Genomic DNA, 23,414 nt, shown 5'->3' with positions numbered 1-23,414 from the left:
GGATGGTCGGGGGCCTGTTCGCGTTCGGGCCCGGCATTCGGGTGCCGGGGCGCTTGCGTCGGTGCGGGTGGCGAAGTCCTAGTAGCCGCGCTGGCGGGCTTCCCACTCCAGTCGCTGCATGACCCACTCGGTGGCCAGCGCCTGGGGTGAGGTCTGCCGCTCGGCGGCCAGTTCCTTCAGCTGCTCGTTCGCCATCAGCTGGAGGCGGAGCTGGTAGACCTGCGCGGTGCCGAAGCTGGTGCCGGCCGTCGTCTCCGCGTCCGCCGTCTCCGGGGCGAGGGCGGCCAGGTACGACTCCAGCTCCTCGTCGGCGGGGACGCCGGCTTCTTCCAGTTCGCGCGCGGGCGGGCGATGCCGGCCGGACTTCGACCGTCCAAGGGATCCAAGAGGCACGGCGACACGATAACGGTTGGATTGCGGAACCGACCACACTGTGGCCTGGGTCACATATGTGTGCATGGAGAGGCCCCCGCGCCAGGGGGAGGAACGCGGGGGCCGGAGGGGATCTCCACAGGTGCTGACCGGGGGTGTGTCAGCAATTCGGATTGTTGCACGCGCACGTGGACCTGGGGAGTGGGTTGGGCCGAAATCTTCAGGTAGCCGATGGGCCGAACCCTATGCTCAGCCCGTTTTCGCCCGTCGACGGCCCCTGGGCGCTACCCCTTGGGGGTATCTGGTCCGTCCGACGGCGATTCCATGTTGGTGATCTCGCCCTCCAGTCGCTGCACCAGGTCCTCCAGCCCCGCGAGCATCCCGTCGAGCTGGCTCATCTTGTCGCTCATCAACCGGTCGATGTCCGCCTCGATCGCGGACAGCGACAGGCTGCCGAGCAGCTCCTGCGGGTTCGCCGCCCCCGGTCGCGGCCCGTCGGCCCCGTCAGTCCCGGCGGTGCCCGGGGTGTCGGCGGTGTCGGTCGCGGCGGTCGCCGGCCCGGTGACCCCGGGCTCGGCGGCGCCGCCGGTGTCGGTCGCGTCGGTCGCGGCGGTGTCGGGCTCGCCTGCCGGCGGCGGCGTCGCGATCGCGTCGTCCGCCACCGCTGGTTCCGGCGTCTGCCCCGGTACCGGTTCGGTCATGGGTTGCACCCTCCTCGTTCGCGTCAAGCACATCACGCGACGCTTGACACCAAGTGGCCTACACGGAAAGTGACGCTCCGTCGCCCCTGAATCACTCTCCGGGGGGCTGCGGTGGTTCGATGGGCTCGCTTAGCCTCGCGCCAACCTCAAGTCGGGGAGGCGTCATGAGCGGGTCACTAGAAATGCGTCAGTTCCTGTGGAGCCAGGACGAGACGATGTCCAGGCCGGGTGGCGGTGGGGTGCCTGCCCAGCGAACCGGTGAACCGTCGAGGATCTCGGACGAGCAGGTGCACCGGGCTCGGCTGTCGGTGGCGCGCGGGGCCACCAGCGCCGAGGACTGCCGGTTGCTGCTCGACATGCTCGGCCTGTCGCCGGGCGAGGACGGGGGCGTGCCGCCCGTGCAGCGGTAGGACGCCGAACTCGCGGCCCCTTCGAGACTCGTGCACGGAGGGGCCGCGGTCGTCCGTGCCGCCCGCCGGGTGGCTCCGGAAGCCGGTCGAACCGCCGCGAACCGGGGTGGAATCGCAGGTCAACACCATCCGCCACCCCCGTTTTGGAGGTGTGGACCCTTGTGCCCTATGCTTACGATGCTTCCACCGGACAGCGTGGAGGGCCTGGGAAAGAAGGTGGCCCAAGGGCTGCCGGAGGAACTGGGTCCCCATCGTCTAGCGGCCTAGGACCCCGCCCTTTCAAGGCGGTAGCGCGGGTTCGAATCCCGTTGGGGGCACGCGGTACAATTGAATGATATGCGGTATGGTTTGATTGCGGTATAGTGACGAACGGCAAGACACAGCAGTAAGCAAGGCCCAGTGGCGCAGTTGGTTAGCGCGTCGCCCTGTCACGGCGAAGGTCGCGGGTTCGAGTCCCGTCTGGGTCGCAAGGCAGTTCGGCCGGTTGGTCGATCCGCTACCTGGCCAGGTAGCTCAGTTGGTACGAGCGACCGCCTGAAAAGCGGTAGGTCGGCGGTTCGACCCCGCCCCTGGCCACCAGAACGTTTCGAGAAAAGCCCCTCGCTTCCCGCGAGGGGCTTTTCTCATTTTCCGGCGGCGAATCGGATGACCGCCAGTGCCTGGTCGTCGTGGACTTTCGGTCGCGGCCACTTCGTGCGATTTGCGTCACCCGCTTCGGCCGCGCGGATCTCGTCCAGGACGGCGTCCGGGCCATTGTCGGACGTGATGCGCAGCACTGCCCGCCAGTCCTCGAACAAGCCGTAGTCGTCCACGCCGCAGGACACGCCGTCGGTCGCCATCAGCACCGCGCGGACCCGGTCACGCGGCCAACTCGCCCGCACGGCCCGGTGCGCGGCGGCCGGCTCCGCCTCGGCCACCCACCAGCCGTGCTCCCGGTTGCGCCAGTCGGTGATCCGGTCGACCGCGCCCCGCAGGTCGCGCAGCCGGTTGTCGGCGACGACCTCGACACCGGCGTCGGTGAACACCACGACCGGGCTGTCCGCGAGCACCAGCACGTCGACGGCGGTGTCGGTCCAGCGCGTGATCGCGACCGTGCTGGACGGCGAGTCCCCCGGCGCCAGACCGTGCTCGGCGGCCAGGCGGGCGATGGCGCGGGCGAGGACGTCGGCCAGGTCGGGGGCCCGGTCACCGGGGTCGGCGAGGTCGGGGTGCGCCAGCTCGGCGGCGAGGTGGCGGGAGTGCCAGCCGCCGTCGCGTTCACGAGGGGTCGGCGAGGTCGCGCCGTCCAGCAGGACCACGGCGTTCGGCAGTCGGACGATCCGGTCCTCGGTGGGGCGCGGCAAGCCGTCGCGGCCCACTCCGGCCCGTTCGGCGGTGGTGATCTCCGGCATCGCCGTCGAGCCTAGCGCGTCAACCTGGATTGACAAGTCGGTGTTTGTCAACCAAAGTTGACGGCATGACGGAAGCGACCGAGCTCGCCTCGGCGGCGGGCGACCAAGACCCCAGGGTCGGGCTGCGAGCGGTGAGCGCACTGCGCCGGCTGCTGGAAACACTCGAAGCCGTGCAGGTGCGCAACGCCCGCGCCCGCGGCTGGTCATGGCAGGAGATCGCGGCCGAGCTCGGGGTCACCCGGCAGGCCGTCCACAAGAAGCACGGGGGAGACCGATGATCGGGGAACGGTTCACCAGGGCCGCCCGCCAAGCCGTCCACGAGGCCGTCGTGCAGGCCGAACGGCTCGACGCGCCGGAGATCGGGCCCGAGCACCTGGCGCTGGCGCTGCTCGACTCGCCGGTCCTGGCCGAGTTCGAGCTGGCCCGCGACGAGGTGGTCGACGCCTTCGCCGCCGCCCGGCGCAAGGGCGGGCTCAGCGACGCCGACACCGAGGCGTTGCGGCGGCTCGGCATCGACGTCGACCAGATCGTGGCGTCGGTCGAGCGCAGCCACGGCGAAGGCGCGCTGGCCGGCTCGCCCACCCGCCGTCGACGGCGGTTCTTCGGCAACCACCTGCCGTTCACGGCGGCGGCGAAGAAGACGTTGGAGCGCAGCCTGGTCGAAGCGCGCGACCTCGGCCACAACACGCTCCGCGAGGAGCACATGCTGCTCGCGCTGCTGGCGCAGGGCGGGTTGGTGGCCGAGGTGCTGGGGGCGCGCGGCGTGAACTACGTCGAGGTCAGGAAGCGGGTCGTTCGCTCACCCAGGTGACCAGCGGGAGGAACAGCTGGGTCAACGGGCCGATGGCGAAGGCGTACAGGACCGTGCCGACGCCGATCGTGCCGCCGAGCAGCCAGCCGATGCCGAGCACGGCCACCTCGACCACCGTGCGCACCAGGCGCAACGAGGTCCCGGTCCGCGCGCAGAACCCGGTCGTCAGGCCGTCGCGCGGGCCGGGGCCGAGGCGGGCGCCGATGTAGACGGCGGCGGCCAGGCCGTTCAGCACGATGCCGGCGGTGAGGAACAGGATGCGCGGCAGCAGGTCGGTCGGGTTCGGCAGGAGGAACAGCGTGACGTCCACCGCCAGGCCGATGACGACCACGTTGCTGACCGTGCCGACGCCGGGTCTCTGCTTGAGCGGGATCCAGCAGAGCAGGACCACCGCGCCGACGATGGCCGTGATCAGGCCGAAGGACAAGCCGGTGATCTTGGTCAGGCCCTCGTGGAGCACGTCCCACGGGTCGAGGCCGAGGGTGGCGCGGATCTGCAGCGCCATGCTCGCGCCGTAGAGCCACAACCCCACCAGCAGTTGGGGGACACGGCGAACGGGCGAGACGGTGACCGGGACCTGGGTGAGTGCGGCGAGCATGTGGCCATCCTTCGCGCCGATTGGCCTTGTATTCCAGAGCCAATCGGCAATAATTGGCCTTGTGAACTCCGACATCCCACCAGGTGGACGTATATCCGGCTTCCGCCTGGCCCGACTGCTCGGCGAGTGGCGTCGTCGTGGCGCACGTCACGGGTCGGTGGACCTGGCCGCGGCGATCCGGATGCTGGTGCTGGACGGCCGGCTGCCCGCCGGCACCCGCCTGCCCGCGGAACGGGAGCTGGCCGAAGTGCTGCCGGTGAGCCGCACGATGATCACGGCGGCGTTGGACCAGCTGCGGTCGGAGGGGCTGGTCGCGAGCCGGCGCGGGGCGGGGTCGTGGATCAGCCTGCCGACGGGGACGTTGGGCGTCGTGCCGGACACCCCGCTGGTGGGGCACAGCATGGTCGACTTCGCGCGGGCCGCGCCTCCGGCGCTGCCGGGCGTGCTGGCGGCGTTCGACCAGGTCCGGCGGTACCTGCCGGACCACCTCGCGGATCACGGGTACTACGAGCACGGGGTGCCGCAGCTGCGGGAGCGCATCGCGGACCGGTACACGGCACGGGGGCTGCCGACGTCGCCGGACCAGATCGTGGTGACCAGCGGCGCGCAGCACGCGTTGGCGTTGACCCTGCGCCTGTTCACCGGACCGGGTGACCGGGTGCTGGTGGAGCAGCCGAGCTACCCGAACGCGCTGGACGCGATCAAGGCCGTCTCCGCGATCCCGGTGCCGGTCGCGATGACCGACACCGGCTGGGACCTGCCCGGGATCGCCGCCGCCCTCCGCCAAGCCGCACCGCGCATGGCTTACGTCGTGGTGGACTTCCACAACCCCACCGCGCACCGCCTGGACGCCGAGGGCCGCGCCGAACTGGCCGACACCGCCCGCCGCGCCCGCACCCCGTTGGTGGTGGACGAGACGGTCGCCGAACTGGACCTCGACGGCGACCCGCTCGACGGCCCCCCACCGCTGGCGAAGTTCGCGGACGACCTGGTCGTGACCCTGGGCTCGGCCAGCAAGTCGCACTGGGGCGGCCTGCGGATCGGCTGGATCCGCGCGTCGACCGAAGTGGTCCACCGCCTGATCTCCACCCGCACCGCCCTCGACCTGGGCTCGGCGGTGGTCGATCAGCTGGTGCTGGCCGAGCTGCTGGCCGACCCCGAACCGGCGCTGCGCGAACGGCGGGCCCAACTGGCGGCCCAGCGCGACGTGCTCATCGAGGGCCTGCGCGAACACTGCCCGACCTGGCGCTTCCGCCGGCCGGAGGGCGGCCTCAGCGTGTGGTGCGAGCTGGACGCGCCGGTGAGCACGCGCATCGCCGTCGTGGCCCAGAACCACGGCATCCGGCTGGCTCCGGGCTCCCGCTTCGGCGTCCACGGCGGCTTCGAACGCTGGCTGCGCCTGCCGTTCGTGCAATCACCGGACGTCCTCCGCGACGCCGTCCGCCGCCTGGGCCTGGTCGCCGCGTCCGTCACGGGCCACACGATGCCCACCGACGCCGACCTCGCCGTGCCGGTCGCCTAGCGGGTCCAGCTGCTCGGGGTTGTCTCGGCGCCGCCGAGCTCGTCGGGCGCTGTGGGGCCTGCTGCTGCGTGCGGAGTGCGCGGTGGGTGATCGGTGGTGGGTGGTCGGTGACGCCAGGCCGTGGCGTGCGTGGTGCGGGGGCGTGGCGCGGGGGTGCAAGGCGTGGTGTGGGGTGCGGGTGGTGGTCGGTGACGGCGTGGCTGGGTGTGGTTGGTGGTGGTCGGTGGCGGGGCGTGGGGTTGGGATGGCTGGGCGTGGGGTTGGGGCGGTGGGGCGCGGGGTCGGGAGGGTGGGGTGGTGGGTGTGGGGAGGTGGGTGGTGGTTGGCGGGGGTCCTCATGGTTTAACCGAGGGGTGGTAACGGTGTTTCCGTACATATTTCGGTGAGGACCACTCGATCGTGTTAGTCCGGGCCGTCGGGATCCGGCGCAGCCCCTCGTTGAGCCGGAGCCCGACGGCGGCGGTTCGTGGACCTGCGGCGGGGACGCTCCAGGGATTGGCGTCCCCTGCCGCAGGTTCCCGTTCGGTCCCAGCGCTCGCGGGGGCAGCGCGGCGACGGGACCTGGCCCGTCCTGCCAGGGCGCGGTTGGCAGGACGGGAACCCTTGGGTGGTGCGCGACAGGCGTCAGTGAAACGTGATGTGAGCGAAATGACCTGGTCAGACGATGTGCGGTCACGCGTGCTCAGGGCACACGGATCCCGTCGGACCTCAGTCGGGTGACGTGCTGGGCAGCCCTGGGACGCTGCCCGGGGACCGGCCGTCATCCCACCGCACGGCCGACCACGCGGCCGACGGCTTCAGGTCCGCCTGCCCGGACAACGACGCGATCACGCCGCCCCGGTGGCCGCCGCCGCCGCCGTCCGCGCTGCCCGAGGACGCCGTCGGCGCGCTCGGCGCGGGCGCCTGCTTCGGCATCGGCGCGGGCGCGTTCGGCTCCGGCGCCTCCCAGGTCACCTCGGTGTCCGGGGTGACCTGGGAAGCAACCGGTGACGGTGGGGTGGTCGGCGTGAGCGGCTCGTTCGCGCGAGTGGGAACGACCACGACCGCGACCACGGGAACCGGCTCCGGAGCGGCGACGGCACGTGCGGCGGCCGCACGCACGGCGGCCTTCTCGGCCACCTTCGCCTCGTACAGCGGCACGGGCATCGTGTTCGACACCGTGCCGGAGTGGCTGTAGCCGTTCGAGTAGCCACCGGTGTGGCTGTAGCCGCCGGAGTAGTAGCCACCGTCGGTGGACGACTCCGGGTACGGCTCCTGGTCGCGGTCGGCGTCCGGTGCGGGCTCGCCGGGCAGGACGGTCACGGTGGGCAGGACGGTCACGGCGGGCAGACCCGCCGGCCGGGACTCGGTCCCGGGCAGTGCCACCCCGATGAACGACGGTGACTCGAACGGCCGTTGAGCGACCGCGACGGTCGTGAACGGCGCCACGTCGGCGGGCACGGCCGACGTGATCAGGTCGGCCGCTGCCGCCTGCTGCGCGCCGATCGCCACGTTCACCGAGTCGAGGGTCTTCGTCGCCTCGTCCGGGTGGTCCTCGCCCGCTGACGCGACCCCGGCGCACACGAACCACGCCGCCGCCGCCAACCCGCTGACGGCGAGCGCCCGGAGCAGCAGCGAGCCACCCGGGCGCACCGCGTCGGGAGTTGCCACTGTGGATCACCACCGTTCCGGGTAAGGCGAACGGGACGGACCGTTCGAGGTCGACGTTCTGCTATGTCTAGCACTGGGAACCGCATTTTCGAACGTTCTCCGGCGGAAACCGCTCAGAAGGGCGGTGCGGTGCGGCTGTCCGTGTTGTCCCACCCGTCCGTGAACACAGTCCGTCGTGCCCCCTCGGGGGTGCGATGACGCGAATCGTCCACAACGAACGCACGCCCCGCGTCCGTTGTGGACCGATCACGAACGCCTGACCGGCGGATTCGGTACCCATGGCCAACTCACCTGTACGAGCGTCACTCAAACAGGTGATGCCAGCCCGCGCGGTCACCCCTGCCCCACGCGGGCGAAGCCCAGATCACCGTGCCTGCGCAAGCGCTTGCGCCTGATTTGCAAGGTTGCTGTGCGACTGCCCGTCGCCCAATTGTAGATATGAAAACAATTCGTCTGGCCTGGATCCGGCCCGCTCCGGCCACGTGAATCCGATCCATCACGCGACGAACCACGGCGTGGCGTGATCGCGGCCCGACGCGCCCGCACCGCGCAGCACGAACCTGACCGGCCCGAACGGCACCCGCCCGACGTGGAACCGGCCCGCCGCGCCGACCTCCGCCGTCACCTGGCCGCCCGGCCACCGCGCGACCACGAGAGCGCCCACGAGAGCGCCCACCCGGGCGGTGCCGGTGACGTCCAGTCCACCGGCCACCCGGGAGAGCCGCAGGTCGAGCCCCGTGAACGCCATCCGGCGGGCCATCCCGTGCGGCTCGACGTGCACCGAGTCGGAGGACAGCCCCAAGGTGACCGCGTCGGTGCGTTCGACCAGCGCGGAGCACGCCCGCGCGGCCAGCGGTCCCGGCATCGGGTCGAGGGCGTCCACCACCAGCGCGAGGGCGTCCAGCAGCTCCCGGTCGGTCCGCGCGAGCCTCGGCCCGATCACCGCGACACCTCCGATCATCGCGACACCTCCGAGCCGAGGCGGCGGCGCAGCACGGCCAGGCACCGGCCGCGGGTGGCGCCCAGGCTGTTGACCGGGATCCCGACCGCCTCGGCGACCTGCGTGAACGACAGCTCCGGCGCGAACGCCGCCAACCGCAGGATCTCCCGGCAACGGTCGGTCAGCGTCGCGTACGCGCGCCACAACCCGGTGTCCCGGGCCAGCGCGCGTTCCTCCGTCGTCGGCCCGTCGTCGGCCGCTTCCCACCCGTCGAGCGGCACCTCCCGACCGCGCAGCCGCAGCACGGTCAGCGTCTCGCGCCGGGTGGTCGTGACCAGCCACGCGCCCAACCGCTCGGGGCGCCGGATGCGGGCCAGGTTCTCGGCCAGCGCCAGCCAGGTGGCCTGGCAGACGTCGGCCGCGTCCTCCGGGCTCAGCCGGTGCGACCGCGGCACGGCCCACACCAGGCGCGCGTAACGGCGGACGATCTCGTGCCACGCGGCGGCGTCGCCGCAGTCGGCGCGGATGAGCAGCTCTGCGTTGTCCCGATCTTGCATGCTCCTTGAGAGCACCCGTGCTGACCTGGGGATACCGCTTCCGCTCGATGGTGTGGCCGGCGGAACCGACGGTCGCCGCCGTGCGTCGCTACTCGGTTCGCAGGCCGGCGGGGCGGATGGCCGAGCGCAGCGCGGGCACCGTGCACAGCGACACCACGAGCACGACGACCGCCGCGGCGGTGACCGTGGTGGCGATCTCGGTCCAGTCGACCCGGAACCGCCCGGACGGCGCGACGAGCCACGCCGTGCCCAGGCCGATCGGGAGGGCCAGCCCGATGCCGAGCGCCGCGGGTATCGCCGACTGCCACAGCGCGGACACCGCGAGGACCTTCGGCGGCACGCCGTTGGCGACCAGCACCGCGGTGGGCCGGCGGCGTTCGAAGACCTGGTCGACGGCCGCCGCCGCGAGCCCGATCACGGCCAGCAGGGTGAGCAGCACCGAGCCGCCGATGACGCCGCCGCGCAGGGACGCGTACAGCTCGACCTGCCCGTCCTCGGACTGGCGGCGCAGCGTGACGCCCCGGTCGGCGCGGCCGGTGGCGGCCAGCAGGCGGTCGCCGAACGACTCGTCCGGGTCGCCGCGCACGACCAGCTCCCTCGGCGGCACGGAGGTCAGCACGGGGTCGGCGCCTCCCGCCACGACCAGCCCCCACAGGTCGCCGCTCACCTCCTGGTACCGCGGCACGACCCAGTCCTGCCCGTTGATCCTGACCTCGCTGCCCGGTTCCGGTTTCGACCCCGACCCCCACCCCACCAGGTACGCGGAGCCGTTCACGCAGTCCCGCACGTCGAGGCGCTCGGCGATCTCGACGCAGTCGGTGCTGGTGACGCCGCCACCGCCCTCGATCGGGTGCAGGCGCACCTCGCTGACCTGGCGCACGCCGCCGACCAGCGCGATCGCCTCTTCCAACGACCGCACCTCGGAGCGCGGGGGCAGGTCGAGCACCCACCGGTCCGGGGTGTCCGACGGCGGCGAGGCGCTGAACTGGGCGGCCACGCCGAGCAGGATCTGCAAGGTCAACGAGCCGGTCAGCACCACGACCACGCCGGACAGCACGCGTGGTGTGCCCGCGTCGAAGCGGAGGGTCCGCAGGGCGAGCAGCGGCGCGATGCCGTCCGGTTCGACGCGGCGGGCGACCTCGCCGACGAGCCACGGCAGCACCGCGCCCGTGCCCGCGAGGACCAGCGCGATGCCGGTGCCGAGCCCCACGGCCAGGCGCGCGTCGGCCATCACCTGCCAGTAGCCGCCGATCGCCGAGATCACCACGATCAGCACGACTCCGGCGCCGACCAGCCCGAACCGCCACCACGCGCGGCGGCGGGGCAGTTCGACGGCGCGGGACAGGCCGAGCGGGCCGACGTCCTCCGTGCGCAGGGCGAGCAGCGCCGACAGGACGGCCACCACCGGCACGCCCAACGCGATCAGCGCGCCGAGCAGCGGGTCGGGCAGCAGGTCGGTCGGGAAGAAGCCGACACCTTCGACCTCGACGAACCGGGCGAGGGGCCGGGCGGCGAAGAACAGCGCCACGCCGACGAGCAGCCCGAGCACCGCGCCGGTCAACGTCTCGCCGCTCGCGATCCAGCGGAGCTGCGTGCGCGACGCGCCGACCAGCCGGATCGCGGCCAGGCGCTGCGCCCGGCCGGTCGCGCCGAGGCGGGTGGCGACCAGGACGAAGATGCCGAGGGGCACGAGCAGGGCGCCGATCGCGGTGACCATCAGCAGCCGGTAGATCGGCGGCAGGGTGGCCGGTGGCTGGTCGCTGCCGAAGCCCGCGGCCGGGTGGGCGCTGTCGTGGTGGGCCTCGGGCAGGCCCGCGTAGAAGATCAGGGACTTCGGCCTCGGCAGGCCCGCGTCGGCGATCACCCCGATCACGCTCTCCGGGAACCGGGCGCGGACCGAGTCGTCGGTGCGCATCAGGTCGAGCAGCTCGGGCGAGACGACCAGCTCGCCCGGTCCGGGGACGCGGCCGACGCCGGGCGGGGCGGGCGCGTCGGACGCGGTGGCGGCCAGTTCCACGCCGGTGATGCGGCGACCCTGCCAGGAGACGCTGACGTGGCGGGCTTTCAGCTTCGCGTCGCCCGGTGTCGCGTCGCCCGGTGTCGCGTGGACCGACGCGGAGTGGACGCGTTGCGCCTTGGCCTCCCGCGCGGGACCGATCGAGGCGGCGAGCAGCAGGACGGTGACGCCGAGGCCGACGCCGGCGGCGGTGAGCGCCAACCTGGCCCACGACGTCCGGCTGCCCCCGACGGCCAGCCGGATGCCGAGGACCAGGTCTGCGGCCCACCTCATCGGAGCACGCTCCGGTCGCCCGCGCGGGTGACGTGGTGGGGGTGGTGGGGAAGTGGGGTCACATCTCCTCAGACGTCCCGGAGCGCCCGGACGTGGCTTCGGTGTGCCGACTGAGATGGTGTCGCCGCCCCGGGCTTGGGGCGTCAGGGGCGGCGACACCCGCCTCGGACCTACTCGGAGCGCAGGCCGAGGGCGCCGGTGGCCCGTCGCAGGGACGGCAGCGACAGCAGCGTCACGACGACGACCAGCAGGGCGGCGGCGGCGCTGAGCAGCCCGATCCCGGCCCAGTCGAGCACGAGCGGCGCGGAGATGATCCGCAGCAGCAGCACCGCCAGGCCGCCGCCCACCCCCACGGCCACGACCAGCGCCAGGAGCAGCGGCACGGCGTTCTGCCAGAGCAGGGAACGGCTCAGCGCGCCGCGCGGCACACCGCTCGCCGCCAGCACGGCCAGTGGCCGCCTGCGCTCGCGGACCTGCTCCAGCGCCAGCACGAGCAGGCTCGCGCCCGCCAGCAGCAGCGTGACCAGCGAACCGGCCAGCAGCGCCTGCCGGATGCTCTCGAACTCCTTCACCCGTTCGGCCACGTCGACCTGGCCGAAGTACGACGTGTAGGCGCGCCAGGTCAACGGTGCCAGGGCGTTGCGGACGTGCTCGGCGACGTCCGGCTGGTCCGGGTCCACCAGCACCGTCACGCCGGAGCCGTCGGGGTCGACGGGCAGGTCCCGCGCCGCCGCCGGCGTGACCAGCAGGCCGTACCGGTACAGGGACGTGTCGCCGGGGTGCTGGACCGCGGTGAACGCGGGAACCGTCCACTGCGGACCCGTCTCCTCGCCGCCGCCGGAGTACACGAGCACCGAAGCCCGTTGACCCGGCTCGAGCTTCGGGCGGTCGGAGCCGCGCGACGAGCCCGGGTCGACGTAGAAGCTGTCGCCGTCCCGGCAGCTCGGCAGCGCGGCCTGCGTCCGCAACGCGTCGCAGGAGCCGACCGTCGCCATGTGGTACTCGTCCGGGCCCGTCTTGAAGGTCACGCTGCGCGTCGTGAGCACCCGCTGCACGCCGTCCGCCCGGGCCAGCAGGTCGGCGGTCCGCTCGGTCACGTCAGGCGGCGAGTCCTGGAGGCTGACCACGATCCGGCCCTTGTCCGCCTCCGGGGTCGGCCGGTCCACGATCCTGGTCTGCGTGCTGGCCAGCACGGACTGCAGGGCGATCCCGCCCGCGAGGACCACGGCCACCCCGCCGACCACGCGCGCGGCCGTGCCGCTCTCCAGCTGGAGCCTGCGGATCGCCAGCTGCCACGACGGCGCGCCACCGCGCAGCCGGCCGACCGCGCGTTCGACCACCCACGGCAGCAGCACGGGGATGCCCAGCAGGAGCAGGATGACCCCGCCGATCACCACCACGTCGGACCCCTGGACCGCCTCACCGCCGAACGCGCCCGCCTGGGTGAGCAGCGCGACCACGCCGAGGGCGATCGGGACCACGCGCCACCACAGCACCCGCCGCACCGGCTTCGTGCGGCGCACCACGCCCAGCGGCTCGATCACCGTGCGGCGCATGGCGACGACCGACGTCACCACCGCCATGACGGGCACCAGCACCACGATCAGCACCGCCAGCGGCAGCCACGGCGTCAGGTCGTCGGCGAACACGCTGATCCCGAGCAGCCGGACCCGCTCGACGAACCGCCGCCCGGTGAAGAACAGCGCCGCGCCGACCGCCAGCCCGACGAACGCGCCCAGCAGCGCCTCACCGGCCGCGATCCGGCGCACCCGCTGCGAACCCGCGCCGACCAGCCGCAACGCCGCCAGCCTGCGGTCCCGCTCGGCGCCCGCCAGGCGGGTGGTGATGCCGACGAACACCAGCACCGGGAACAGCAGCGCCACCGACCCGACCATGATCAGCAGGAGCAGCACCGGTTCGAGCTCGCGATCGGTCACCGCGCCGCCGAAGCCGGTGATCGGGCTCTCGCCGTCGTGCCCGACGGACGCGTCACCCGCGTAGAACTTCAGGTCGTGCGGCGCGACCAGGCCGCTCTGCTCGATGGTGCCGACCACCTCCTGCGGGAACCGCGCCCGCAGCAGCTCGCCGTCCGGCCCGGCCAGCAGCTCCGCCAACGCGGGCGACACGACGATCTCGCCGTCGCCGGGCACCGCCGACAGGCCCGGTGGCACCGGCGCGCCCGGACCGGTGCCGCGGACGAAGTTCCCGGTGATCGACACGCCGTGGTAGTCGGTGTTCCAGAACGTCATGTAGAGCACGTCGCCCGTGGCCTGCTCGCCCGACGCCTGCTGACCCGACGCCTGCTCGCCCGACGCCTTCTCGGCGACGACGGGCCCGGCCGCGGACTGCCGCTCGCCGCGCTCGGTGAGCACCGTCGTCACCGACGACGCGGCCAGCAGCACGGCCACGCCGAGACCGATGCCCGCGCCGGTCAACGCCAGCCGCACCCACGACGTGCGCCCGCCGCCGAGCGCCAGCCGGACGCCGAGCGCGAGGTCGGCGAACCAGAGCCTCACCTGACCGGCTCCATCTCGCGGGACTTGCCGTCGCGCACCACGACCTCGCGGTCGGAGTAGGCCGCCACCCGCGCCTCGTGCGTCACCAGCACCACCGCCGCGTCGGTCTCCTTCGCCGCGGTGACCAGCAGCTGCATCACGCGCTCGCCGTTGAGCGAGTCGAGCGCGCCGGTCGGCTCGTCGGCGAACACCACGCGCGGTCCCGTGATGAGGGCGCGCGCGACGGCGACCCGCTGGCCCTGGCCGCCGGACGTCTCGCCGGGGCGCTTGTCCGCGACGTCGGCGACCTCCAGCCGCTCCAGCCACTCGCGGGCCCGCGACTCGGCCTCCTTGCGCTTCACCGAACCCAGCCGCAGGGGCAGCGCGACGTTCTCCAGGCAGGTCAGCTCCGGCACCAGCTGGCCGAACTGGAACACGAAGCCGAAGTCGGTGCGCCGCAGCTCGCTGCGCGGGCCGTCGCCCATCGCGCTCAGCTCCACGTCGCGGTAGCGGACCGTGCCCTTGTCGGGCGTGAGGATGCCGGCCAGGCAGTGCAGCAGGGTGGACTTGCCGGAGCCGGACGGCCCCATCACGGCCACCACCTCGCCCGCGCGCACGCTCAGGCCGGCGCCGTCCAACGCGGGCGTGGGGCCGAACGACTTGTGCAGGTCGACGGCCTCCAGCAGGACCCTGGCCCGGTCGGTGACGCTCGTCGCGTCGCCGTTCAACAGGTTGCCGTTCAGCAGGTCGCCGCTCATCGGGTCGCCGTTGATCGGGTCACTGGTCGCCGGGTCGTCGCTCACTCGGTCACCGCCGTCTTGAGCCGGCCGAGGCGCGCGGCGGTGAGCTCCAGCCAGCGCAGGTCGGCTTCGAGGTGGAACAGGGCGTGGTCGCAGATCAGCTGGTCGGCGAGGTCGCCGCCGGCCTTGCGCTTGGTCAGGTCGCGCATCGTGGCCAGGTGGGCGGCGCGCTGGACGTCGAGCACGTCGTCCGCGCTGCGACCGGACAGCAGGGCCAGCACGACCTTCGTGTAGAGCGTGTTCTGGAGGTAGGGCTCCGGCTTCTCGGGCGTGCCCAGCCAGTGCTCGACGTCGGTCACGCCCGCGTCCGTGATGGCGTACCGCTTGCGTTCCGGACCGTCGCCCGACTCGACGCCCGCCTCCTCGACCAGGCCGTTGCGGAGCAGGCGCGAGAGCGTGGTGTAGACCTGCCCGTAGTGCAGGGGCCGGTCTTGGCCGAAGCGCTCGTCGTAGGCCTTCTTCAGGTCGTAGCCGTGCCGTGGACCCTTTTCGAGCAGTCCCAGCAGGGTGTGTCCGATCGACATGCGGGGCACTATACACACGAGGTATACACATGGTTCATAGCCCGATCGGCGGATGGGGACCGTTGGTCCGAACGGGCAGTGGTGGTAACCGATGGTGATCGTTTGCCGGTTACTTCGCCACATCACGAGGCTCCGACGCCTACAGTGGAGGGGTGACTGGTCTGGCGGCCGGCTGGGACCACGCGGCTTTCACGCAGGGTCGAGCCGGCGATGCGGAACACGATGTGGAGCTGCTGCTCGCTTTCCTGAACACCCGGGACCTCGAACTCGGGACGGACGTCTTGGACAGCGCCGCCGCCTGGCGCGCGTGGGTCACCGAACGCGGCCTCGGCCGGGCGGGTGACCCGCAGGAGGTCCGCGCCGTCCGCGCCTCGCTGCGGGCCTCGCTGGGTGAACGGCACGACGGACCCGACCCCACCCCCGTGGCGGGCCTGATCCGCGTCGACCTCAGCCACGGCGTGCCGACCATGTCCAGCACCGACGCGCTCGGCGCGGTGCTCGGCGCGGCGGCGCGGCTGGCCGTGCTCGGGTCGTGGGAGCGGTTCAAGATCTGCCAGGCGGACGACTGCCGGTGGGCGTTCTTCGACCGCTCGCGCAACCGCTCGCGCACCTGGTGCTCGATGCAGACGTGCGGCAACCGGGAGAAGGCGCGCAACTGGCGGGAACGGCGCGCGCTGAGCGTGAGCTGAGCGTGGAACCCGACGTGCCCGAGCGTTCGACACGCGGTACCCGAGCGTAGGACTCGCGCGAGAGTCCTACGTCCACGCCGCGCGAGTCCTACGTTCGGAACGACCGTGTCCTACGTTCGGGGCACCCGAGTTGAACGCTCAGGTCACGTCAGGAGCTGGCTGACGGTGTAGATCACCAGGCCCGCGAGCGCGCCGACGACCGTGCCGTTGATGCGGATGAACTGCAGGTCGCGGCCGACCTGCAGCTCGATCTTGCGCGAGGTCTCCTCGGCGTCCCAGCGCTCGACGGTGTCCGTGATCAGCGTGGTGATCTCGTCGCGGTAGTTGGTCACCACGTACCCGGCCGCGCTTTCGAGCCACCCGTCGACCTTGTCGCGCAGCGACCCGTCCTCCACCATCCGCTGCCCGAACGCCATCAAGCCCTCGCGCACGCGCCTGCGCAGCTCCGACGACGGGTCCTCGGCCGCGTCGAGCAGCATCTTCTTCGCCGTGCCCCAGGCCGACCCGATGAGCCGCTGCACGTCCGGGTGCTCCACGACCTGCTGCTTGACCTGCTCGGCCCGCCGCATGGTCACCGGGTCGGTGCGCAGGTCGGCCGCGAACTCGATCAGGAACTGGTCCACCGCCAGCCGCATCGGGTGGTTGACGTCGGTCTTCACCGCCCACGCGAAGTTCAGCAGCTCGGTGTAGACCTTGTCGCCGAGCATCGAGTCGACGAACTTCGGCGACCACGACGGCGCCCGGTCCGACACCACGCCCATGACCTTCTCGTAGTTGTCCCGCACCCAGTCGTAGGCCCGGTCGCACACCAGGTCGACGAACTTGTGGTGCGCGCCGTCGGTGAGCACCTGGCCGAGCAGCTTGCCCAGCGGCGGTCCCCACGGCCGGTCGACCAACCGCCGCACCAGCGCCTGCTCGACCACGGCCTGCACGTCGTCATCACGCAGCACGGTCACCGCGCCCTTCACGACGTTGGCCAGCTCGGACGTCACCCGCTCGGCGTGCTCCGGCCGCGCGACCCACTCGCCGAGCCGCCGTCCGATGCCCGCCCGCCGCAGCTTGTCCCGCACCACCGCCTCGGACAGGAAGTTCGTCCCGACGAACGACCCCAGCGCGTCGCCGAAGCTGTCCTTGCGGGTGGGGATGATCGCCGTGTGCGGGATCGGCAGGCCGAGCGGCCGGCGGAACAGCGCGGTCACGGCGAACCAGTCGGCCAACGCGCCGACCATGCCCGCCTCGGCCGCCGCGCGGACGTAGCCGAGCCACGCCGGGCCGCCGTCCTCGAACAGCAGGGTCACCACGAAGATCACGGTCGCGGCCAGGAAGAAGCCGGTCGCCACGAGCTTCATCCGGCGCAGGCCCTGGCGCTTGAGCTGGTCAGCGGGGGTCAGTTGCTCCACGCCGCCATTGTCCGTGAAGATTCGGCCTTGTGCGGGCACCAGCGCTAGTCACCAGGATGAGGCCGTTCACCTCGACGATCTTCGCCGAGATGACGGCGTTGGCCACGCGCACCGGGGCGGTGAACCTCGGGCAGGGCTTCCCGGACACCGACGGCCCGCCCGGGATGCTGGAGGCCGCCAAGGCCGCGATCGACGCCGGGCTCAACCAGTACCCGCCCGGTCCGGGCATGCCGGAGCTGCGGCAGGCCATCGCCGAGCACCGGGCGCGCTACGGCACGCACTACGACCCCGACACCGAGGTCCTGGTGACGGTCGGCGCCACGGAGGCCATCGCGGCCACGTTGCTGGCGCTGGTGGAGCCCGGTGACGAAGTCGTGCTCATCGAGCCCTACTACGACTCCTACGCGGCGTCCGTGGCGCTGGCCGGCGCGACCCGCCGCACGGTGGGGCTGGTCGAGGAGCCGGGCACGGGTCGGCTCGGGCTCGACGTCGACGTGCTGCGCGCCGCGATCGGCCCGAAGACCAGGGCGTTGCTGCTCAACTCGCCGCACAACCCCACCGGGACCGTGCTGAACCACGCGGAACTGGCGGCCGTCGCGGCGCTGTGCGTCGAGCACGACCTCGTGGCCATCACCGACGAGGTGTACGAGCACCTGGTCTTCGACGGCCTCGCGCACGTGCCGCTGGCCACGTTCCCCGGCATGGCCGAGCGGACCGTGACGATCTCCGGCGCGGGCAAGTCGTTCAACTGCACGGGCTGGAAGATCGGCTGGGCGTGCGGACCGGCCGAGCTGGTCGGCGCGGCGCGCGCGGCCAAGCAGTTCCTGACCTTCGTCGGCGGCGCGCCGTTCCAGCCGGCCGTGGCGCACGCGCTGCGGCACGAGCTGGAGTGGGTCGAGGGCCTGCGCACGTCGCTTCAGGACAAGCGGTCGCGGCTGTCCGAGGGCCTGGCCGACGCCGGGTTCGCGGTGCGGCCCAGCGAGGGCACGTACTTCATCACCGCCGATGTGCGCCCACTCGGTTTCACCGATGGCCTGCAGCTGTGCCGCGAGCTGCCGGAGCGGATCGGCGTGGCCGCGGTGCCGGTGCAGGTGTTCACCGACCACCCGGACGAGTGGCGGCACCTGGTGCGGTTCGCGTTCTGCAAGCGTGACGAGGTGCTGGACGAGGCGATCGGCAGGCTACGAGAGCTCGGCGTCTGAGGTGACGCGGGACGGGCGGTCGCCCGCCAGCCGGTCCTGCACCAGCGCGTGCCGGAACTGGTAGGCGGCGCCCGCCTGTCGCAGCACGCCGAGCTTGCGCGCGTCCTCCAGGAACACCATCAGCTCCCACGGCAGCCTGCCGCGCGCCGCCAGCCAGATCCGCGCCACGGTGAACCACCACCAGCGCAGGTGCAGCACGGACAGCGTGAAGCCGAGCATCAGCCCGCACGCCAGGCCGAGCCCGACCATGCCCGACTGGCTCGGCCCGAACACCAGCCCGGCCGCCGCGCCGAACACCACGGCCAGCACCAGCGACCCGGTCCACACCGCGATCCGGTCCCGCGCCATCGTCCACTTCGGACTGGACGGGTGGCTCAGCTCGGCGGTGCTGCCCAACCCGAACCGCAGCGCCACCGCCACCGCGATGCCGAGGCCGACGACCAGGCCCGCCGACAGCCCGTACAGCGCGCCGAACACCAGGCCGGCCGCCGTGCCGAGCACGCCGCTGACCACCACCAGGCTGCGCCACACGTCGAGCCGGGGTTTCGCCACGCGGTGCCCGGACGCGTACAGCGCGGCCACGGCCACCGCGAGCCCGGCGGCCAGGCCGGTGATCGGCGCCAGCCCCGGCGTGCTCGCGTAGGCCATCAGCCAGGCGACGCCGACGCCGCCGATCAGGCCGAGCGTGACCGCGCCGAGCAGGGCCAGCCACGTGCTGCCGACCGAGCGGCGCAGGTCCCACCAGCCCAGCTCGCGCACGCCGCGCCGGCGCATTTCGCCGGCCAGGAACGCGAGCCAGCGGGCCGCCTTGTCCTTGGGCCAGACCTGGCTGGCCTTGGCCTGGTGCGCCACCCCGCGGTCGCCGAACGCGCCGCTGACCAGCAGGTCAGCCAAGTGGTCCTCGATGGCGGCCCGGTCGGGGAACCGGGTCCGGTCCAGCAGCTCGCTCGGCTCGCCGTACCCGTAGACGACGCCCGCCAGCCACACCGCCAGCGGCGTGGCCAGCGCGTCGGCCAGCCGTCCGTCCGGCTCGTCGCGCAGGTGCAGGAAGACCGGTTCCCAGCGGGCCGCGGTCACCGGGTCCGACACCGACCGCAGGTACCCCGCGACCTCCTCCAGGTCCAGCGGCTGGAGTTCCACCACCTGCGCGTTCGGCACCTCGGCGGCCAACTCGGCGAACTCGTCGGTCCGGCTGGTCAGGACCAGCGGGTGGTTGCCGGGGAACGCGCGGTTGATGCGGTCCAGCGCGTCGGCGCGCCGTTCGGGCGGGATCTGGTCGAGGCCGTCGAGCACCGGGAACACGCGGCGCTGCTCGACCAGCAGGTCGCCGGCGTAGCTGCCGTACAGCTCGGTGTTGCGCAGCGCCGGGTGGTCCTCGTACAGCCGCCGGGTCATCCAGGTGCGGACGTCCTCCGCCTCCGGGTTCCACGTGGACAGCGGCAGCAGGACCGGCACCGGGCCGTCCACGAGGCGGTCGAGCAGGCCGATCGTGAGCAGCATCACGGTCGTGCTCTTGCCCGCGCCGGGCTCGCCGAGGAACACCATGCGGTGGTCGCGCCGGTACGCGCGGACGACCGCGTCGCTGTGCCCGGGCTCGCCTCGCGTGGCGCTCCAGTGCAGGTCGAGGAGGTGCTCCGGCAGGCCGCGGGCGTGGCACTCCTCGTTCCACTGGGCGTGCAGGGCGCGGGCCAGGGCGCTCGCGGCGGCGTCGAGGTTGTCGTCGGTGGCGAGGCCGGCGGCACGCCTGCGGTGCAGCCACGGGTCCAGCGCCGCGAGCAGCGCCAGGAAGCCGAGGGCGAGGCCGGACAGCCACAGCTCGGGGTCGATGCCGTAGTCGGTGACGAACAGCCCGGCCGCGGCGAGCACGGCGGCCAGCACGCACCCCGTGAGCACGGCCCGTTGGCGGAATCTGGACACCACCGCATCATGACTGACCGGTCACGGATGGTGGTGACGCGGTGACCCCTGTGTCGTGCGTACCCTCGAAGGCGTGATCTGTCCGAAATGCCAGGACCTCATGCGGACCATCGGCCGTGGCTCCGTGCACATCGAGCAGTGCGAGAACTGCAAGGGCGTTTTCCTGGACGGCGGCGAGTTGGAGCAGATCATCGCCGCCGAGCGGGCGCACTACGCGCAGCCGTACCGGCCGGAGGGCGTGCCGGTGTCGATGCCCGTGCCCGTCCCGGCGCCGGTTTTCGCGCCGGCCGCGGAGCCGACGGCGGTCGTGCCGATCGGGGGGACGTTGCCGGTCGACGGTGACGTGCCGGTCGAGGGAGGGCGGCAGCCCGCCGGTCCGCCGCCTGCCGATGTCCCCGCCGACGTGCCGGTCGACGTGCCTGCCGCTGCGCCTGTCGCGCCCGCCGCCGGCCCGCCCCCGCCCTACCAGCCGCCTCCCGGCACGCAGACCGGCCCGCCGCCGCCGTACCAGCCGCCGCCCGGCTCCGCGCCCGCCGCGCCGCCGCCCGCCGTGTACTACGCGCCGCAGCCGTACTACCCGCGCCGCAAGCGCAGCTTCCTAGAGGAACTGCTCGACTGACCGGCCGCCGGCGCGTTCCGAGCGTTCAACTCGGGGGTCCTGAACGTAGGACACGGTCGTTCCGAACGTAGGACACGAGTGTTCTGGACGTAGGACTCGCGCGGCGTGGAGGTAGGGCTCACGGGAGTGGCCAGGTCAGGTCGGTGTGGTCCAGGGCGAAGTGCTGCGAGGTCGGGGTGGCGGTGAAGGTGAACTGGTGGCGCCGGGGTCTGCCCAGCGCCCGCCACTGCCGGTAGGCGGCTTCGGCGACGTCCCACAGCGCGCGCGGGCCGCCCTGGTCCACGACCGCGCCGCGGTGCCGCACCCACGAGCCGTCGGGGTGCACGAGGCGGACCGGGTCGACCGCCACCGCCACCCCGGCCAGCGCCAGCCCGGCGAAGAACTCGAAGCCGCCGGCCGGGTCCAGCACGTCGCGCGCGGACAGCAGGGTCGTGCGGGACGTCGCCGGCTCCTCGGTCAGGGCCGCCGGCAGCGCCTCGTCCGCCCACGCCTGCCGGTGCGCGCGCAACGGCATGAACCGCCCGTCCTCCGCCAGCACGCGCCCGGTGGCCCGCCCGTCGCGCACGGTCAACCGCACCAGACCGGCGCCGATGGCCCGGTTGAACGTGGTCACGACCACCCCGCCGGGCGCGGTCTGCTCCAGCCACGCCGCGGGGATGCGCGACACGGCGCACGTGCCGAGGACGCGGTCGTAAGGAGCGCCTGGCGGGTGCCCCCGCTCGCCGTCGCCCAGCACGCACGTCGGGTGGTGGCCGGTGGCGACCAGCCGGGCCTCGGCCCGCGCCAGCACGCCCGGGTCGACGTCGATCGAGGTCACCCGCGAGTCGCCGAGCACGTGGCAGAGCAGGGCGGCGTTGTAGCCGGTGCCGGTGCCGACCTCCAGCACCCGGTCGCCCGGCGCGGCGGCCAGGGCCTCCAGCATGATCGCCATGATCGTCGGCATGCTCGACGAACTGGTGGGTACCCCGGTCGCGGCGCCGGTGGCGAGTGCTTGCTGCCACGCCCGGTCGTCGTGGTCGAGCTGCGTCACGCAGACGTCGTCGCGGTAGGCCAGCGCGAGGTGGTCCGGGTGCTCGGCGGTGATCGGCTCCCAGGCGCCGTCGGGGCGTTGGACGAAGAACCCCGGCACGAACGCGTGCCTCGGGACCTGCCGAAACGCGTCCGCCCACCGCGGGTCGCGCAGCACGCCGGCGGTCAGCAGCGAGTCGGTCAGCTGTGCTCGCAGGTTCGCCGCAACGTCCACGCGCTCCACCGTAGCGCTGTGGTCGAGCACACGTCCCGATCGCTAGCAGGGCGCTTGCAGCAGCTAGCACCTCCGCGTACCGTCGACAGCGGACCGAGGAGGTGCCGCGAAGTTGGACAAGTCCATCGACGAGGCGGTCGCCGATCTCGGCCGCGACATCGGCGAGTACATCCGCCAGCAGCGCAACACGGCGAAGATCTCGTTGCGGCAGCTGGCCAGGCTCGCCGGCGTCTCCAACCCGTACCTGAGCCAGATCGAACGCGGCCTGCGCAAGCCGAGCGCGGAGATCCTGCAGCAGATCGCCAAGGGGCTGCGGATCTCGGCGGAGGCGCTGTACGTCGAGGCCGGGATCCTGGAGCAGCGCGAAGGCGGCGCCCTGGCGGACGCCATCGTCACCGCCCCCGACCTGACCGAGCGGCAGAAACAGGTGTTGCTCGACGTCTACGAGTCGTTCCGGCGGGAGAACACCGCCAAGGCGGACATCGCCGCCACCCAGATCGAGGAGGAGTGATCTCCATGCCGAACCTGCCCACCACCGAAGAACTGCGCAAGGCGGGCGAGCAGGCCGTCGCCGCCGCCCGCACGCCCCTGCTGGCCGCCCTCGGCGCCGGCGACCTGGCCGCCAAGGCGGTCATCGACGCGCTGGGCAAGGCCCGCGAGCGCGCCGAGTCGGCGAAGACCGCGGCCGAGTCCGCCGACCTGAAGAAGGACCTGCGCGACCGGCTGGACCCGGCCGAGCTGCGCAAGGTCGTGGACGCCTACACGCAGTCCGCGCTGAACCTCTACCAGTTCTTCGCCCAGCACGGCGAGGAGGCGCTGGAGAAGCTGAAGACCCAGCCGGGCCTGCAGAAGGCCCTGCACCAGGTCGAAGAGGCCGTCGGCACGGCCCAGAAGCGCACCGAGGCCGCCGCCGCGGACGCCCGGGTGCTGGCCGACGACGTGCTCGGCAAGGTGTCCCGCCGCACCCGCGCGGTCGGCGAGAAGGTCGCCGACGACCTGGACGACGCGAGCGAGAAGCTGGCCGAGACCGTGGTCGAGCTCGGCGGTGACGTCGCCGCCGAGGTGCGCGACACCACCCGCAAGGCCGCGCCGCGCAAGCCCGCCGCGACGAAGCCGGTCACGGCGGCGAAGCCCGCGGCGACCAAGCCCACCGCGACCAAGGCCGCGGGCGCCCGCCCGGCCACGGCGAAGAAGCCGACCGACAGCGCCGAGTGACCCGACCGCGACGGGGCGTCCTACGAGGGGCGCCCCGTTTCGGCTGTACCGCGAGCACGCCGCGCACG

At 72.8% G+C, this 23,414-nt stretch carries 23 protein-coding genes and 3 tRNA genes; 12 read left to right on the top strand and 14 right to left on the bottom strand.

Features of this window, described 5'->3' with window-relative positions:
* Window positions 1-78: 78 nt before the first annotated feature.
* Together ACQPYE_RS38895 and ACQPYE_RS38890 are read right to left on the bottom strand one after the other, a co-directional pair.
* Window positions 79-393, bottom strand: coding sequence for a hypothetical protein (locus ACQPYE_RS38895; protein ID WP_498718087.1), 315 nt, complete (start codon window positions 391-393; stop codon window positions 79-81).
* A gap of 263 nt (window positions 394-656) precedes the next feature.
* Window positions 657-1,073 (bottom strand): hypothetical protein, encoded by a 417-nt coding sequence (locus ACQPYE_RS38890; protein WP_498718086.1) that lies wholly within the window; start codon window positions 1,071-1,073, stop codon window positions 657-659.
* A gap of 164 nt (window positions 1,074-1,237) precedes the next feature.
* On the opposite strand from ACQPYE_RS38890, the gene ACQPYE_RS38885 reads away from it, so the two are divergent.
* The 4 genes from ACQPYE_RS38885 to ACQPYE_RS38870 all read left to right on the top strand — a co-directional run bounded on the left by ACQPYE_RS38885 (window position 1,238) and on the right by ACQPYE_RS38870 (window position 2,062).
* A complete protein-coding gene (locus ACQPYE_RS38885) occupies window positions 1,238-1,483 on the top strand; it encodes a hypothetical protein (protein WP_498718085.1) in 246 nt (81 codons plus the stop codon).
* Window positions 1,484-1,727: 244 nt separating this feature from the next.
* Window positions 1,728-1,800, top strand: a tRNA-Glu gene (locus tag ACQPYE_RS38880).
* A gap of 76 nt (window positions 1,801-1,876) precedes the next feature.
* Window positions 1,877-1,950, top strand: a tRNA-Asp gene (locus ACQPYE_RS38875).
* A gap of 35 nt (window positions 1,951-1,985) precedes the next feature.
* Window positions 1,986-2,062: transfer RNA gene (locus ACQPYE_RS38870), tRNA-Phe, on the top strand.
* A 44-nt stretch (window positions 2,063-2,106) separates the two neighbouring features.
* Here ACQPYE_RS38870 and ACQPYE_RS38865 read toward each other — a convergent pair.
* Complete coding sequence (locus tag ACQPYE_RS38865) at window positions 2,107-2,874, bottom strand: protein phosphatase 2C domain-containing protein (RefSeq protein WP_498718084.1); 768 nt, start codon at window positions 2,872-2,874, stop codon at window positions 2,107-2,109.
* 65 nt (window positions 2,875-2,939) lie between these two features.
* Here ACQPYE_RS38865 and ACQPYE_RS38860 point away from each other — a divergent pair, with 65 nt between their 5' ends.
* Together ACQPYE_RS38860 and ACQPYE_RS38855 are read left to right on the top strand one after the other, a co-directional pair.
* On the top strand, window positions 2,940-3,152 hold the full coding sequence (locus ACQPYE_RS38860) for a helix-turn-helix domain-containing protein (RefSeq protein WP_077010893.1): 213 nt from the start codon (window positions 2,940-2,942) through the stop codon (window positions 3,150-3,152).
* The gene (locus ACQPYE_RS38855; RefSeq protein ID WP_498718083.1) at window positions 3,149-3,685 is read left to right on the top strand and encodes a Clp protease N-terminal domain-containing protein; all 537 of its coding nucleotides are present in this window, start codon (window positions 3,149-3,151) and stop codon (window positions 3,683-3,685) included. Before ACQPYE_RS38860 ends, ACQPYE_RS38855 begins: the two co-directional genes overlap by 4 nt.
* On the opposite strand, the gene yczE is transcribed toward ACQPYE_RS38855, so the two are convergent.
* Entirely contained in the window at window positions 3,654-4,283 is a 630-nt protein-coding gene (gene yczE, locus ACQPYE_RS38850; RefSeq protein ID WP_498718082.1) for a membrane protein YczE, read from the bottom strand. The two genes, ACQPYE_RS38855 and yczE, sit on opposite strands and share 32 nt — an antisense overlap.
* Window positions 4,284-4,344: 61 nt before the next feature.
* Between yczE and yczR the strand changes: the two genes are divergently transcribed.
* Window positions 4,345-5,805: a MocR-like transcription factor YczR gene (gene yczR / locus ACQPYE_RS38845; RefSeq protein WP_498718081.1), complete on the top strand. Its 1,461-nt coding sequence runs from the start codon at window positions 4,345-4,347 to the stop codon at window positions 5,803-5,805.
* A gap of 708 nt (window positions 5,806-6,513) precedes the next feature.
* On the opposite strand, the gene ACQPYE_RS38840 is transcribed toward yczR, so the two are convergent.
* The 7 genes from ACQPYE_RS38840 to ACQPYE_RS38810 all read right to left on the bottom strand — a co-directional run bounded on the left by ACQPYE_RS38840 (window position 6,514) and on the right by ACQPYE_RS38810 (window position 15,061).
* On the bottom strand, window positions 6,514-7,455 hold the full coding sequence (locus ACQPYE_RS38840; RefSeq protein ID WP_498718080.1) for a hypothetical protein: 942 nt from the start codon (window positions 7,453-7,455) through the stop codon (window positions 6,514-6,516).
* 496 nt (window positions 7,456-7,951) lie between these two features.
* Window positions 7,952-8,416, bottom strand: a complete 465-nt coding sequence (locus tag ACQPYE_RS38835; protein WP_498718079.1) for a hypothetical protein — start codon at window positions 8,414-8,416, stop codon at window positions 7,952-7,954.
* On the bottom strand, window positions 8,413-8,952 hold the full coding sequence (locus tag ACQPYE_RS38830) for an RNA polymerase sigma factor (RefSeq protein ID WP_498718078.1): 540 nt from the start codon (window positions 8,950-8,952) through the stop codon (window positions 8,413-8,415). The genes ACQPYE_RS38835 and ACQPYE_RS38830 overlap by 4 nt, the downstream gene beginning before the upstream one ends.
* An 88-nt stretch (window positions 8,953-9,040) precedes the next feature.
* Complete coding sequence (locus tag ACQPYE_RS38825; protein ID WP_498718077.1) at window positions 9,041-11,242, bottom strand: FtsX-like permease family protein; 2,202 nt, start codon at window positions 11,240-11,242, stop codon at window positions 9,041-9,043.
* A 170-nt stretch (window positions 11,243-11,412) separates the two neighbouring features.
* Window positions 11,413-13,758 carry an FtsX-like permease family protein gene (locus tag ACQPYE_RS38820; RefSeq protein WP_498718076.1) on the bottom strand — a complete coding sequence of 782 codons (2,346 nt, stop codon included), beginning with the start codon at window positions 13,756-13,758 and terminating at the stop codon, window positions 11,413-11,415.
* Window positions 13,755-14,540: an ABC transporter ATP-binding protein gene (locus ACQPYE_RS38815; RefSeq protein WP_498718075.1), complete on the bottom strand. Its 786-nt coding sequence runs from the start codon at window positions 14,538-14,540 to the stop codon at window positions 13,755-13,757. The genes ACQPYE_RS38820 and ACQPYE_RS38815 overlap by 4 nt, the downstream gene beginning before the upstream one ends.
* Entirely contained in the window at window positions 14,537-15,061 is a 525-nt protein-coding gene (locus ACQPYE_RS38810; RefSeq protein ID WP_498718074.1) for a PadR family transcriptional regulator, read from the bottom strand. Before ACQPYE_RS38810 ends, ACQPYE_RS38815 begins: the two co-directional genes overlap by 4 nt.
* Window positions 15,062-15,213: 152 nt before the next feature.
* Between ACQPYE_RS38810 and ACQPYE_RS38805 the strand changes: the two genes are divergently transcribed.
* On the top strand, window positions 15,214-15,750 hold the full coding sequence (locus ACQPYE_RS38805) for a CGNR zinc finger domain-containing protein (protein WP_123745119.1): 537 nt from the start codon (window positions 15,214-15,216) through the stop codon (window positions 15,748-15,750).
* A gap of 143 nt (window positions 15,751-15,893) precedes the next feature.
* On the opposite strand, the gene ACQPYE_RS38800 is transcribed toward ACQPYE_RS38805, so the two are convergent.
* Window positions 15,894-17,150 (bottom strand): DUF445 domain-containing protein, encoded by a 1,257-nt coding sequence (locus ACQPYE_RS38800; RefSeq protein ID WP_498718073.1) that lies wholly within the window; start codon window positions 17,148-17,150, stop codon window positions 15,894-15,896.
* A gap of 29 nt (window positions 17,151-17,179) precedes the next feature.
* Here ACQPYE_RS38800 and ACQPYE_RS38795 point away from each other — a divergent pair, with 29 nt between their 5' ends.
* Window positions 17,180-18,352 (top strand): pyridoxal phosphate-dependent aminotransferase, encoded by a 1,173-nt coding sequence (locus ACQPYE_RS38795; RefSeq protein WP_498718072.1) that lies wholly within the window; start codon window positions 17,180-17,182, stop codon window positions 18,350-18,352.
* Here the strand turns inward: ACQPYE_RS38795 and ACQPYE_RS38790 are convergent.
* Window positions 18,332-20,269, bottom strand: a complete 1,938-nt coding sequence (locus tag ACQPYE_RS38790) for an NACHT domain-containing protein (protein WP_498718071.1) — start codon at window positions 20,267-20,269, stop codon at window positions 18,332-18,334. The two genes, ACQPYE_RS38795 and ACQPYE_RS38790, sit on opposite strands and share 21 nt — an antisense overlap.
* Window positions 20,270-20,342: 73 nt before the next feature.
* Between ACQPYE_RS38790 and ACQPYE_RS38785 the strand changes: the two genes are divergently transcribed.
* The gene (locus ACQPYE_RS38785; RefSeq protein WP_498718070.1) at window positions 20,343-20,888 is read left to right on the top strand and encodes a TFIIB-type zinc ribbon-containing protein; all 546 of its coding nucleotides are present in this window, start codon (window positions 20,343-20,345) and stop codon (window positions 20,886-20,888) included.
* Window positions 20,889-21,006: 118 nt separating this feature from the next.
* Here ACQPYE_RS38785 and ACQPYE_RS38780 read toward each other — a convergent pair whose 3' ends face one another.
* Window positions 21,007-22,131 carry a methyltransferase domain-containing protein gene (locus ACQPYE_RS38780; RefSeq protein ID WP_498718069.1) on the bottom strand — a complete coding sequence of 375 codons (1,125 nt, stop codon included), beginning with the start codon at window positions 22,129-22,131 and terminating at the stop codon, window positions 21,007-21,009.
* A gap of 112 nt (window positions 22,132-22,243) precedes the next feature.
* Between ACQPYE_RS38780 and ACQPYE_RS38775 the strand changes: the two genes are divergently transcribed.
* Together ACQPYE_RS38775 and ACQPYE_RS38770 are read left to right on the top strand one after the other, a co-directional pair.
* The gene (locus ACQPYE_RS38775) at window positions 22,244-22,642 is read left to right on the top strand and encodes a helix-turn-helix domain-containing protein (protein ID WP_498718068.1); all 399 of its coding nucleotides are present in this window, start codon (window positions 22,244-22,246) and stop codon (window positions 22,640-22,642) included.
* 5 nt (window positions 22,643-22,647) lie between these two features.
* The gene (locus tag ACQPYE_RS38770; RefSeq protein WP_498718067.1) at window positions 22,648-23,346 is read left to right on the top strand and encodes a hypothetical protein; all 699 of its coding nucleotides are present in this window, start codon (window positions 22,648-22,650) and stop codon (window positions 23,344-23,346) included.
* Window positions 23,347-23,414 lie beyond the last annotated feature (68 nt).

Source organism: Actinosynnema sp. CA-299493 (genome assembly GCF_050946825.1).
Lineage (GTDB): Bacteria > Actinomycetota > Actinomycetes > Mycobacteriales > Pseudonocardiaceae > Actinosynnema.
The sequence above is the reverse complement of the archived record's forward strand: the minus strand, read 5'-3'. Positions and strand labels throughout refer to the sequence as shown.

Excerpts from the sequence above, each read along its gene's own strand:
- ACQPYE_RS38890 (WP_498718086.1), bottom strand. The coding sequence starts at position 1,073 with ATGACCGAACCGGTACCGGGGCAGACGCCGGAACCAGCGGTGGCGGAC.
- ACQPYE_RS38810 (WP_498718074.1), bottom strand. The coding sequence starts at position 15,061 with ATGTCGATCGGACACACCCTGCTGGGACTGCTCGAAAAGGGTCCACGG.
- ACQPYE_RS38770 (WP_498718067.1), top strand. The coding sequence starts at position 22,648 with ATGCCGAACCTGCCCACCACCGAAGAACTGCGCAAGGCGGGCGAGCAG.
- ACQPYE_RS38860 (WP_077010893.1), top strand. The coding sequence starts at position 2,940 with ATGACGGAAGCGACCGAGCTCGCCTCGGCGGCGGGCGACCAAGACCCC.
- ACQPYE_RS38885 (WP_498718085.1), top strand. The coding sequence starts at position 1,238 with ATGAGCGGGTCACTAGAAATGCGTCAGTTCCTGTGGAGCCAGGACGAG.
- ACQPYE_RS38830 (WP_498718078.1), bottom strand. The coding sequence starts at position 8,952 with ATGCAAGATCGGGACAACGCAGAGCTGCTCATCCGCGCCGACTGCGGC.
- ACQPYE_RS38835 (WP_498718079.1), bottom strand. The coding sequence starts at position 8,416 with ATGATCGGAGGTGTCGCGGTGATCGGGCCGAGGCTCGCGCGGACCGAC.
- ACQPYE_RS38825 (WP_498718077.1), bottom strand. The coding sequence starts at position 11,242 with ATGAGGTGGGCCGCAGACCTGGTCCTCGGCATCCGGCTGGCCGTCGGG.
- ACQPYE_RS38865 (WP_498718084.1), bottom strand. The coding sequence starts at position 2,874 with ATGCCGGAGATCACCACCGCCGAACGGGCCGGAGTGGGCCGCGACGGC.
- ACQPYE_RS38855 (WP_498718083.1), top strand. The coding sequence starts at position 3,149 with ATGATCGGGGAACGGTTCACCAGGGCCGCCCGCCAAGCCGTCCACGAG.
- yczE (WP_498718082.1), bottom strand. The coding sequence starts at position 4,283 with ATGCTCGCCGCACTCACCCAGGTCCCGGTCACCGTCTCGCCCGTTCGC.